This is a genomic window from Sulfurimonas sp. NWX367 (genome assembly GCF_039667065.1).
Classification (GTDB): domain Bacteria; phylum Campylobacterota; class Campylobacteria; order Campylobacterales; family Sulfurimonadaceae; genus Sulfurimonas; species Sulfurimonas hydrogeniphila.
In genome coordinates this window covers 17658-29051 of the sequence record NZ_JALCZM010000004.1, presented here as the reverse complement: position 1 = coordinate 29051, position 11394 = coordinate 17658, and the positions used below count along the sequence as shown (strand labels likewise).

Sequence of the window (11394 nt, the reverse complement as noted above, 5' to 3'; positions counted from 1 at the left end):
TATATTCAATTTGCTTTTTTTAAGCAAAACTTATGTATAATTTCGAGTTCCTTTCTCTTTGTAATGTCAGAATTGGCACTATATTCAGATCCGAAAGGGAAACAAAAGCCTAGAATTAGGCAATACCAAGAGGAGATCATACTATATGAGACACTACGAAAACCTAGTAATCGTAAAACCTACTTTTACTGCAGAAGAAATCCAGGCCAGCGTCAAAGCAGTTGAAGAAGTTATTACTTCAAACGGTGGAGAAATTGCAGCGACAAACGCTATGGGAATGAGAAAATTAGCATACCCGATTGAAAAAAACGAACGTGGTTACTACTATGTAATCTACTACTCAGTAGCACCTGCTGCAATCGCTGAAATTGAAAGACGTTTCCGTATCAACGAAGACCTTTTAAGATTTATAACGATCAAATATGATTCAAACCGTGAAATAAAAGCATGGAATGAACTTGTAAAAAAAGCAAACAAAGCACCTGAAGCTCCAAAAGCAGAAGAAGCTCCTGCAGCTGAAGCACAAACAGAAGAAGCTCCAAAAGCAGAAGAAGCAACAGAAGCTCCGGCAACAGAAGCAGCAGCTGAGTAATAGCATTCGCTATAAAATGAAGGAAAACTTATGTTCAATAAAATAATTTTAGTTGGTAACTTGACGCGTGATATCGAACTTAGATATTCTCAAGGGGGAATGGGAATTGCAAAAACTGCAATTGCTACAAGCCGTAAATTCACCAGCAATGGAGAAAAGAAAGAGGAAGTCTGTTTTGTAGATATCACATTCTTCGGAAGAAGTGCAGAAGTTGCAAACCAATACCTCAGAAAAGGAAGTAAAATCCTTGTTGAGGGAAGATTAAACTTTGAACAGTGGGTTGACCAAAACGGACAAAAAAGATCGAAACATTCTGTTATTGTAGAAACTATGCAAATGCTTGATTCCAAGGGTGACAACCAAGGCGGCGGTTATAATGCACCGGCACAACAAAACAGTGGATATAGCGCACCTGCACAGGGAGAACCGCAAGGGTATCAACAGCCGCCTGTGCAACAACAGCAAAGTTACCAGGCACCACAGCAGCAAAACAGTTACAATAACAATCAAGCAGCGTCTCAGAGTCGTGAAATGCCAAGTAGCAGCTCTATTCCTGAAATTGATATAGATGAAGATGAAATTCCGTTTTAGAAAAAAATAGATACAAAGGGTATACCATGTCAGAAAAAAGAAAATACAAAAAAAGATATTGTAAATACTGTGAAGCAAAAGTTGACTTCATGGATTACAAAGAAGTAGCAAGTTTACGTTTTTCATTATCAGAAAGATATAAAATTATGCCACGTCGTTTAACAGGAAACTGTAAACGTCACCAAGATATGATTACAGTAGTAATCAAACGTGCTCGTGCAGCAGCTTTAGTTCCTTATACTGTAAGCCGTAAGCAAGTTGTAACTGCACCATTTGAAAACCTGAAATAGGTTTTCCTGGTGCTTTTGCACCACTTCATCCCTTAAACTTTCCCGACAAACACCACTTAGGAATATTTATTGCTATAGTTTATCTAAAAAAGCAGTCCTATGAAACTAACTTTATTTATTTTACTGATATTCCATAATTTTTTGCTTCATGCAAAAACATCTGATGATTTTGCACTCATTATTCATAAACCTTTTCAGTCAGGTTTGGTTGATATCACCCAAAATTATGACGGAACCTTGAGTGCTCTTGGTTTTACATATGACTTCAAAAAACAAAGTTTACATGCTGACAAAACATATAATGATCCTTTTGCATACCTGCAGAACATTTCAAATAAATACGGTGCCAAAATAGAACTTATTAAAGTGAATGACAAAGCACAAATCATACAGTCGAAAATCATTCCCCTTACACAATTTGCAAAACCGGCCTCCTTTGTAAAAACACCTGCGAATGGATATATTATAGGCGGATACACAATGGGTGGGTCACAACTCTTGGTGTTACTCGACGCTGCTTTGCATCTGAAGCGATCAGTCTCCTTTGGTACTAAAAACAATAATACAATTCATAAACTTGTTAGCTTAAAAGACGGCGGAGTATTAGCAATAGGCACCTCTTTTACTTCCAGATCAACGCAAGACAACATGTTTCAAAGCGGTTTGGGCAATGATGATGTATGCATAAGCAGGTTTGACAAAGATGCACATCTGCTGTGGACTAAAAAATACGGCACACAGTATGATGATCAGGGGATAGATGCTTCAGAAGCCGATGACGGTTCAATAATAGTTCTCAGCACAACACATACAAAAATGAAAACAGCTGTCAACATCTCAAGATTAACCCAAAACGGCGATAATATATGGCTCAAAGAGATTCCGGACAATGGTTTTAATGAACCTGTAAGTTTACTCAGGCTCAAAGATCATAATTTTGTCATATCATTAGCCAAAACAGATACCATGCACAAAAAGCAAATACGCCTTGTAAAATTTGATATATATAAAAACATCTTGATTGACAGTGAAATCAGTACAACATACTCAAGCCAAATCAATGATCTCAAGGAGTTCAGTGACGGCACATTAATTGGAGTTGGCTTTGTCCGGGACAGTTTCAATACTGATGGTCTGGCGATGATAATCAGCAAAAATCTGAAACTTTTAAAACAGGAACATTACGGAGGAGAAAATTATGATGTTTTTAACAAAGCTGTCATTTTAGCAAACTCCCAGGTAGGTGTAGCCGGTATACATACAGACAAAAATTCCAATGAAAACAATATGTGGATTCTCAAACTCAACAAAGATGCTACAATTGCCCAGATTGCAAGAAACACACTGGATTTCTACACGCAGCTGCGTCAGTTGTTTCAAAAAGAAATAGACACGAAAAAAGTTATCATAAAAAAAGATCTAACTATTGAATTTACTGCTAAAAATCTTTATTTTAAGGCAGGAGAATACAAACTCGGCAAACAGCAAAAAAAGTTTTTTAGAGAATTTTTTACAAAATTAGTAAATTTTTTATATACACACAGAATGCAGGTAAAAACTTTAGAGATCAATGGACATACTTCCAGCGAGTGGAAAAACAGTACCTTTTCAGGGAGATTTTTAAACAATGAAGAGCTCTCTATGAAACGCTCCTATGAAGCGTTCAAGTCGCTTTTCTTGGTACAAAACCCGACAAAGCAAAAATATTTAACGCATATTTTAAAGGGGAGCGGTCTTAACTATAGAAATAGAATTATAATCAATCACACAGAGCATAAAGAAAAATCAAGAAGAGTAAGTTTAAAAATCATTTTAAACAAACACTCTCATCATTAACCACAGGTCGGGACTTCACCGTCTGCTGCATATTTCCAGACAAAGTCATAAAGGTTTTTCACATCTTTTTCTTTCATTTTCTTAATTTTTTTCACGCCATGAGGACAAATTTTCATCCATTCTTCTTGAAGTTTTCCAGACTCTTTTAAAGAAGCCCAACCTTTACGGTCATGTTTTATCGCAAATACAGCTCCATTTTTCAGTCCGTCTTTCTTACAGATTTTCAGCTTTTTTAAATAAAACCTTTGCCCTTTGCTTGCATCAGCTGTCGCACTTGTTGTAAAAACAGACCCGGCCACTGCAGCAGCCAATAACAATGAAGTCATTTTTTTCATTTACTTTCCTTTACATCTTATAACATTGTGATATGTTACTGACATCTTCATAAATTATAGATTAATCTATACTCTGAAACTGAGCCTTGTTTTATCCTGAATTAACTTTTTATAGAGCTTGAATTTTGCTTTTTCCAATTCTTCATCAGTATATGCAAACTCTTTTTTAATTATCCCTTGAGCAATCCCTGCCGTATCCATTGCAAAAAGTTTCAGCTCTTTTTTTGTCAATTTTGCTTTGAGCGCCGCATAAAGTTCTTTGTCATCTTCTATCAGATCTACAGTATCAAGTCTACAAAACTCTGCAAGTTTTTCTCTAAAACTGTTGTCATCATGATATTGTCTCCACACTGTACTCTCTAGCATTGTATTTCCTTTAATATTTGTGTTAAATCTTTTGTTTGTATTATTATATTTGCTTCACGTTTTAAAATGTCTCTTGCGCAAAAAGCAATCCGAGTCCCTGCATGGGCAAACATTGAAAGATCATTTGCGCCGTCACCGCAAACCAATGTCTCTTCTTCGTTGATACCCAAAATATTTTGAAGTCTTACCAACATATCGCCTTTTGAAAAATTAAACATCATATCGCCGCCGACAAGTCCGGTAAGCTTTCCGTTCTTTACATGTAAAGCATTGGAAAAATCAGCATCATATCCTAAAATATCTTTTGCATAGGAAGTCGCTGTTCTGAAACCGCCGCTGAAACAGACAACTTTCATGCCTCTGTTTTTCAATTCTGCTATGGTCTCACGTGCTCCTGGCATATAAGGCAGATTATGTGCTATTTTTTCAACAACTGCATAATCCAACCCTTTTAACAGCCCTACTCTTTGCTGTAAAGATTCAAAAAAATCAAGTCTTCCGCTCATGGCCTCTTCTGTGATGCGTGCGACCTCTTCGCCTATTCCCAATTCATCCGCAAAAAAATCAATTGTTTCACCGTCCATTAATGTAGAATCAAAGTCAAATACTGCAAGTTTTAGCATAAATTTTCTCTCTTTTGTATATAATATCGCAATTATAGCGAATTAGGATTTTTTTTGTTTGACACACTGATACATAAATTAAAAAACGACAGATATATTACTCTTGAAACTACACCCGGGCATTCGGCAACTTTTACACCGACGATAGACAAAATAGAAACACTCGGGCTTGCAGATTTAGTCGATGGATTTTCCACCACAGACAATCCTTTGGCAAAACTCAAGTACAATGCTCTTTTTGCCGCCAAACTGCTCCAAGAGAGATTTCACAAGCCTGTTATTGCAACGATGAGTATGCGCGACAGAAACAAAATTGCCCTGCAGTCTGATTTGCTCGGGGCAAATGAAGTTGACATCAGAGCCATCCTGGCACTCACAGGAGACCCTGCCACCATCTCTGACCAGCCCAATACAAAAGGTGTTTTTGAAGGTGACAGTTCTTTGCTTCTGGACATCATTGCCGCTTTAAACTCCGGTATGGATTATGCAGCAAAACCTTTTAATGTTGCACCAAAACAGATACACCCCTTTGCAGTTGTCAACTCCTATGCAAAAAACCCAAAAACACTCCAAAAAAAGATGCAAAAGAAAATTAAACATGGAGCAGTAGGTATCATAACACAGCCGGTATATGATGTTGAAAATGCAAAACAGCTTTTGGAACTCAAAGAAAAAGCAAACAAAGAGTGTTGCCGTGAAAATAAAAACGCAGAACTTATTTTAGGAGTTTTTCCTATCACGAAGCTGCGCACTGCACAGTTTTTGTCATCCCATGTACCGGGAATCAACGTCCCTCCCTGCTGGATAGACAAACTCCGAGAGGCAAATACAAAAGGTGCAGAGGAGGAGTATAAAGTGGGATTTGAGCTTAGTAAAAAACTCTTTGAAGAGCTTAAGCAGCTCCATCCTAAGATTCACCTGATGACAGCGAACCAGTTTCAAATAGCCAAAGACATATTAGTATAAGGAATAAAATGATTGATTTAAAACTATTGCAAAAAGATTTTGACGGTATAAGCAAAAAACTGATGCGCAAAGGCGTTGATGCAAAGCTTTTGGAAAAAGTGAAAATAAAATTTGAAGAACTCAAAGAGGCAAAAGCCCACTTTGAAACCCTTCAGGCTGCGCAAAATGCTATGAGCAAAGAGTTCGGTGTATACAAACGTGAAGGCAAAGATGTCTCAGAGCTGAAGAAAAAAGTCGATGAAAATAAAATCCGTATTGCTGATGCTTTGGAAGTGCAACGCCTTCGTCAAGAAGAACTCGAAGCGCTTGCAATGGCTATACCCAATATACCTGATGATGATGTGCCAGACGGCGAAGATGAAGATGACAATGTCGAAATCAAAAAAGTGCTCACGCCAAGGGAATTTTCATTTACCCCGAAAGAGCACTGGGAACTGGCAGAACAAAACGGATGGATAGACTTTGAACGCGGTGTCAAACTGGCAACTTCACGCTTTTCTGTCAGCTTTGGCATGGGTGCAAGACTGGAACGCGCACTTATAAACTTTATGCTTGACTTTAACCGTGAACGCGGATTTGAAGAGGTCAGCGTTCCTGCACTTGTCAACAGAAAAGCCCTTGAAGGAACAGGACAGCTTCCAAAATTTGAAGATGACTTATACAAAGTAGAGGATCCTGAGCTTTTCCTCATTCCTACAGCCGAGGTTCCTCTTACAAATCTCTATCAGGATGAGATACTCACAACAGAGGAACTGCCAAAAACAATGACTGCCTATACTTCATGTTTTCGAAAAGAAGCCGGAGCTGCAGGACGGGACACAAGAGGCATGATACGCCAGCATCAGTTTCATAAAGTAGAACTTGTAAGCATTTCTACACCGGGTGAAAGCGATATAATTTTTGAGAATATGGTCACATGTGCCTCTGATTTACTCACTGCTTTGGAATTACCGCACAGACTGGTAACTCTGTGTACAGGAGATTTGGGTTTTTCCGCGGCTAAAACAATCGATCTTGAAGTATGGCTGCCCGGGCAAAACAAATACCGTGAAATTTCTTCTGTAAGCAATACAAGAGACTTTCAGGCAAGACGTGCCAAAATCCGTTTTAAAAACGGGAAAAAGAATGAACTCGTACATACCCTCAACGGTTCTTCTCTTGCCGTTGGCCGCACACTTGTAGCCATTATGGAAAACTTTCAAAATGAAGACGGAAGTATAAATATTCCTGAAGTTTTGCATCCTTATCTAGGGATGTAAATACTTTACAAAAAAGAATTGTTCACATTCCTTGCATTTAAATTTTTTTTAAGATATACTTCCAACAAGAAAAGATGATTCTAGTTACATCTTTAGATTGCTTTATATTGATAACTTCTTTGTTTCCAGTACATTCACCTAAAAGAAAAACTTTATATTAGATTTTTATCATCAAAGAAATTTGGTGTACTCAAACAAACAAGGATTTACAATGGCAACATTACAAAATGGAACAGTTAAATGGTTCAACAGCGACAAAGGTTTCGGATTTATCGAAGTAGAAGATGGCGGCAAAGATGTATTTGTACATTATCGTCAAATTAATGACAACGGACATTCTCGTGTTTCACTTGACGAAGGTCAAAAAGTAACTTTTGAAGTCGGTCAGGGTGACAAAGGTCCACAAGCAGAAAACGTTACAGGTCTGTAACATCTTCACAGCGGGCAGTTTATCAAAACTGTCTGCTCTTTTTAACATCCACTTTAGACTCAAATATCGCGGAATAGAGCAGTTCGGTAGCTCGTCGGGCTCATAACCCGAAGGTCGCAAGTTCAAATCTTGCTTCCGCAACCAAATCACAAAAATTACAACACTTATGTAGCCAGTTAATTTTACCAAGGATACGCAGTAGTGAATATAGAAATCATAACAGCAAGAAATGAACATTTACAAGAAAATACCATCTTACATGCTATAGCATCCCTTGGATATACTGCTGAAGTTCATGAATGCCACACCATACAAGACCTACACCAGACAGTACAAAGAAAACCTCACTTGGCTATCCTTACTCTTAACAATATTGTCACTGAAGACGGAGAAAAAATTTGGCTCTGTGAATTTTTCAAAAAAAACAATATCAACTTTACCGGTTCAGATAAAAAAGCTTTGCTCTTTGATGCAGATACAGAACTGGCAAAATCCTATCTTAAAGAAAAAGGTATCAGTACATCAAGATATTTTATTGCCGATGCAGAAAAATATTTGCGTGATTACGACATACCTATTAATTATCCCCTGGTTGTCAAACCTGCCCGTTCCCTGCAATGTCAAGAAGAAAACAAATGTTTTACTGTCAATAGTTTCAGCGAATTTGAAAAAAGCGTTTCTTCTCTTTCTAATAAATATAATATTCCTGTTTTGATTGAAGAGTATCTCGATGGAGAAGACTATCTTGTATCCATCATAAAAACAAAAGAAGATGCTATGCTGATCTCCTCTGCAAAGGTTTTACGATCAAACAATGGAAATAAAAAAATTCTGGAAAATATTGAAGACCAAACAATCAAAGAGAGTGTTGAAAATCTTGCAATAGATGCCTATATTGATCTTGGTATCAGAGATTTTGGGCAAATCAGTATAAGAACAAACCAAAGCGGTCAGTGTTTTTTTATGCGGACAAATCTCAATCCTGATATTACTGACAAAAACAGCTCCTTTATTGAAACTTTTGCAGCAGGACTTAACCTTGATTATGATGCAATCATTAAGCATATTCTGCAGGAGTGCAGTAAAAGAGATTAATTAAGAACTGCAATTATATTAAAATTATTTATAATTATTAAGTTTCTTTGCAATAAAATAGTAGCATATCCTTTAAGGAGGACGCTATGAAAAAAAGACTCTCAAAATATTTCAACATTTATGTCATCATTGCTTTAATTGGCGGATTTTCCTTTTTATATCTTGTATCTTTTGCCTTTGTTCTCAATGATGTAGCAACAGGATCAAGTTTACAAATGAAAAAAGCAAAAATAGAAAAACAAAGACAAATTTGTCTCAAAGACCCAACACAATGCTAAAAGAGGCGAAAGAGTTTTATTTACTCTTTCGTGTTTGAATAATGCACCACAAATATAAAAAGACTCAGTACTGCAACCATGATACCTACCCCTGCTATCAGATAAAATGCATGTATCATTTGTTCATAATCACTCAAAGCGATTTTAAATAGAGGATTTGCTGTTAAATGATAGGTTATGCAAGAAGTCTAATAAATATTGCTTTTTGTATATTGAAATAATTTCTTTCATAATCTACCTCGCTTCATACATTACATGTATGCATCAAATCAGGTAGTTACTGCTATAATACTCCTTAAATATAAGATATAATGATATTGTTTGAGAGATCAGAGCATTGGTACTTTTTTTGCTTATTCAATACAAAAGATGCAATATTTAACAGGGTAGTCAATGGCTGATGCACAAGAAGAGATAATAATCATAGAAGACAGCGATGCAGTATTGCATTCGCATGAGCAAACTGACGAATTTCTTGATGAAAATGATGAAGAATCCAAACAGAAAAAAATCATTCTTTTTGGAGGAATTGCTGTTATTGTTGTGTTGCTTATTGCTGTTACTGCACTTTTGCTGATCAAAAAATCCTCTACAAAAAAAGTTGACAATTTCAGTCTCCTGGAAAACAAGCTTGAAAAAGCAAAAGCTCCCGTTATAGAACAGAGTAAACTTGAAAATATGATTGCCAAAGCAAATTATCTCTATGCAACAGGCGCAAAAGAAAAAGCTCTGGCTCTGTATGAAAATATTGCCTACTATTCACAGGCCATCTCACAATACAATCTTGGTGTTGCCCAAATGAAAAACAAGCAGTATGCACTGGCGTTGAAAACATTTCAAAATGCGATACTCAATGATGAGAAAAGATGTGTAAGCGCTATAAATGCGGCAGTATGTTCATTACATGTAAAGGATCAATCCAGTTTTAAATACTACATTGACCTGGCTTATGCCTATTTGCCATATGAGATCAATTCGCCTTTGTACTCATATTACTATACCCTTATAAGCTATTATAACAAAAACTATCTTGGTGCTTTAAATGCTCTCAAAAATACAGATCATCCTGCATATCCGGTTATACAAAATCATTTAAGCGCAAAAATCAATGCTTTGTATAACAATAACTATGATGCAATTGATGCTTTGGAAAAAATAAATGAAGAGGTAGATGATTTCAGCCTGGCTCTGCTGTATGCGCGGATAGGTGACTTTAATCTTGCAATTGACCATCTCAACACTGCTATCACAAAAAACAATCAGCCACTCAGGGCAAAATTGGCACGCAGTTACATAAACCTTAAAGCAGGACATACAAAAAAAGCGGCATCACAACTCAAAAAAGTTACAGATGAATATCCGCAAAAAATTTACAAGATTTATCCTGTAAGTGTCAAACTCAAAGATGCTTTATTTGACCCCCAAAAAGCCCAAACCCTCTACAGGAAAAAAATTCAGAATTCAAAATTTCTTAATTTTCAGAAAATATTTTATTTTTCACCCTATAAAATTTTTAATGCAAACCAGACAATCAGCTACATTAGAAAAGGAAATGCAAATATATATATTGACAATATCCAATCTGCCCAGCAATACCTGAAAAAAAGCTATTCTGCATCAAATGTTGATATAGGCATAACAAAAGCCATTAAAAAGGCTCTTTCTTTAAAAATTCGAGAGGCAAACCAGGATTTGCAGCAACTTGTTAAAATACAGCCCAAACACTCTATTTTACACTATAATTTAGCCTTGACCTATGCACAAATGGGAGATATGCTTCAGGCAAACAAACACTTTTTACGTTCCTATCACTTAGATGCCAAAAACTATCTTTCCGGTGTTTATGCTGTCATGACCAGTAAACTTATAAATAAAGATTACACAAAACTGGAATCTATTTTGAAAGATTCTCTCTCCGGCGAAAACAGCAGTGAAGAGATTGATTTGTACAATACTCTTTTACATATCAACGACAATGACTATCTCTCAGCAATTGAATGGCTTGACAAAGACTACAAACAAAGACCTTTGTATCTTATGCTCAAGGTACTTATTGGAATGAAAACAAAAAATTTGGACAGAGCAAAATCTGCTGCATCCAAACTCACAGTCATCTTTCCTCATGATATCCTGCCGCATATGATCTATATAGATACGCATTTTACTGGGTATAGCATACCAAAATATGCAGAAGAGGTCTTGAAATACTTAAACACTCAGCAATTCACCTATACTGATTTATATTACGGCCCTTTCATTACAAGATACACATATATACAGGAACATTTAATCACCGGAAGGCTCTACTACCTACAAGAGCAGCTAAAGTATGTTTTACAGACAAAAGATACTGATATACAGGACATAGAAAGTGCTTTGGCTTTGACACTCCTGTATAATAAAAACTTTGAAGAAGCCTATACCCATTACAACCATTTAATTGACGAGTTGAAAGTACAGGATGCTTATACACTCTATTTGGGAGCTGTTGCATCAACTGCGGCCAAACATCATGCCAATGCAATAGCATTGCTTGAGTTGTCAAAAATGAAAAATGAAAATTTTTATGAAGCCAGATATGCACTCGCCCTTTTGTATATGGAGATCAAGAACAATGAAGGAGCAGCCATTCAACTGCAAAAAATAGATGATGACAGCTTCGAATCAGAATATTTTGAATTTAATATTGATACAGACAAACTCTTGTTTATGAAAGAGCATCCCAATGGATAA

13 protein-coding genes and 1 tRNA gene are annotated in these 11394 nt (G+C 36.4%); 11 read left to right on the top strand and 3 right to left on the bottom strand.

Annotated elements, in window-relative coordinates; genetic code table 11:
- Nucleotides 1–145 precede the first annotated feature (145 nt).
- The 4 genes from rpsF (at nt 146) to MNY28_RS10855 (ending at nt 3309) form a co-directional block, all read left to right on the top strand.
- Nucleotides 146–592: a 30S ribosomal protein S6 gene (gene rpsF, locus MNY28_RS10870; RefSeq protein ID WP_151899743.1), complete on the top strand. Its 447-nt coding sequence runs from the start codon at nt 146–148 to the stop codon at nt 590–592.
- A 30-nt stretch (nt 593–622) separates the two neighbouring features.
- Nucleotides 623–1183, top strand: coding sequence for a single-stranded DNA-binding protein (locus MNY28_RS10865; RefSeq protein WP_346389851.1), 561 nt, complete (start codon nt 623–625; stop codon nt 1181–1183).
- Nucleotides 1184–1209: 26 nt separating this feature from the next.
- Nucleotides 1210–1473, top strand: coding sequence for a 30S ribosomal protein S18 (gene rpsR, locus MNY28_RS10860; protein ID WP_151899741.1), 264 nt, complete (start codon nt 1210–1212; stop codon nt 1471–1473).
- A gap of 99 nt (nt 1474–1572) precedes the next feature.
- Entirely contained in the window at nt 1573–3309 is a 1737-nt protein-coding gene (locus MNY28_RS10855; RefSeq protein ID WP_346389850.1) for a hypothetical protein, read from the top strand.
- Here MNY28_RS10855 and MNY28_RS10850 read toward each other — a convergent pair.
- From MNY28_RS10850 to serB, 3 genes are all read right to left on the bottom strand, one after another.
- Entirely contained in the window at nt 3306–3644 is a 339-nt protein-coding gene (locus MNY28_RS10850) for a cytochrome C (RefSeq protein WP_151899739.1), read from the bottom strand. The genes MNY28_RS10855 and MNY28_RS10850 overlap by 4 nt on opposite strands.
- A gap of 66 nt (nt 3645–3710) precedes the next feature.
- A complete protein-coding gene (locus MNY28_RS10845) occupies nt 3711–4010 on the bottom strand; it encodes a hypothetical protein (protein WP_346389849.1) in 300 nt (99 codons plus the stop codon).
- Nucleotides 4004–4660, bottom strand: coding sequence for a phosphoserine phosphatase SerB (serB, locus tag MNY28_RS10840; RefSeq protein ID WP_346389924.1), 657 nt, complete (start codon nt 4658–4660; stop codon nt 4004–4006). Before serB ends, MNY28_RS10845 begins: the two co-directional genes overlap by 7 nt.
- A gap of 27 nt (nt 4661–4687) precedes the next feature.
- Here serB and MNY28_RS10835 point away from each other — a divergent pair, with 27 nt between their 5' ends.
- The 7 genes from MNY28_RS10835 (at nt 4688) to MNY28_RS10805 (ending at nt 11394) form a co-directional block, all read left to right on the top strand.
- A complete protein-coding gene (locus MNY28_RS10835; protein ID WP_346389848.1) occupies nt 4688–5599 on the top strand; it encodes a methylenetetrahydrofolate reductase in 912 nt (303 codons plus the stop codon).
- An 8-nt stretch (nt 5600–5607) separates the two neighbouring features.
- On the top strand, nt 5608–6858 hold the full coding sequence (gene serS, locus MNY28_RS10830) for a serine--tRNA ligase (RefSeq protein WP_346389847.1): 1251 nt from the start codon (nt 5608–5610) through the stop codon (nt 6856–6858).
- 211 nt (nt 6859–7069) lie between these two features.
- Nucleotides 7070–7288, top strand: a complete 219-nt coding sequence (locus MNY28_RS10825) for a cold-shock protein (RefSeq protein ID WP_151901482.1) — start codon at nt 7070–7072, stop codon at nt 7286–7288.
- A gap of 67 nt (nt 7289–7355) precedes the next feature.
- A tRNA-Met gene (locus tag MNY28_RS10820) sits at nt 7356–7432 on the top strand.
- Nucleotides 7433–7489: 57 nt separating this feature from the next.
- Nucleotides 7490–8383, top strand: a complete 894-nt coding sequence (locus MNY28_RS10815) for a hypothetical protein (RefSeq protein ID WP_346389846.1) — start codon at nt 7490–7492, stop codon at nt 8381–8383.
- Between the two features lie 86 nt (nt 8384–8469).
- Nucleotides 8470–8661, top strand: coding sequence for a hypothetical protein (locus tag MNY28_RS10810; RefSeq protein ID WP_151899733.1), 192 nt, complete (start codon nt 8470–8472; stop codon nt 8659–8661).
- Nucleotides 8662–9054: 393 nt separating this feature from the next.
- The gene (locus MNY28_RS10805; protein ID WP_151899732.1) at nt 9055–11394 is read left to right on the top strand and encodes a tetratricopeptide repeat protein; all 2340 of its coding nucleotides are present in this window, start codon (nt 9055–9057) and stop codon (nt 11392–11394) included.

Bases quoted from the DNA above. Each gene is read 5' to 3' on its own strand.
- MNY28_RS10855 (WP_346389850.1), top strand. From the start codon at position 1,573: ATGAAACTAACTTTATTTATTTTACTGATATTCCATAATTTTTTGCTT.
- serS (WP_346389847.1), top strand. From the start codon at position 5,608: ATGATTGATTTAAAACTATTGCAAAAAGATTTTGACGGTATAAGCAAA.
- rpsF (WP_151899743.1), top strand. From the start codon at position 146: ATGAGACACTACGAAAACCTAGTAATCGTAAAACCTACTTTTACTGCA.
- MNY28_RS10865 (WP_346389851.1), top strand. From the start codon at position 623: ATGTTCAATAAAATAATTTTAGTTGGTAACTTGACGCGTGATATCGAA.
- rpsR (WP_151899741.1), top strand. From the start codon at position 1,210: ATGTCAGAAAAAAGAAAATACAAAAAAAGATATTGTAAATACTGTGAA.
- MNY28_RS10845 (WP_346389849.1), bottom strand. From the start codon at position 4,010: ATGCTAGAGAGTACAGTGTGGAGACAATATCATGATGACAACAGTTTT.
- MNY28_RS10805 (WP_151899732.1), top strand. From the start codon at position 9,055: ATGGCTGATGCACAAGAAGAGATAATAATCATAGAAGACAGCGATGCA.
- MNY28_RS10810 (WP_151899733.1), top strand. From the start codon at position 8,470: ATGAAAAAAAGACTCTCAAAATATTTCAACATTTATGTCATCATTGCT.
- MNY28_RS10850 (WP_151899739.1), bottom strand. From the start codon at position 3,644: ATGAAAAAAATGACTTCATTGTTATTGGCTGCTGCAGTGGCCGGGTCT.
- MNY28_RS10825 (WP_151901482.1), top strand. From the start codon at position 7,070: ATGGCAACATTACAAAATGGAACAGTTAAATGGTTCAACAGCGACAAA.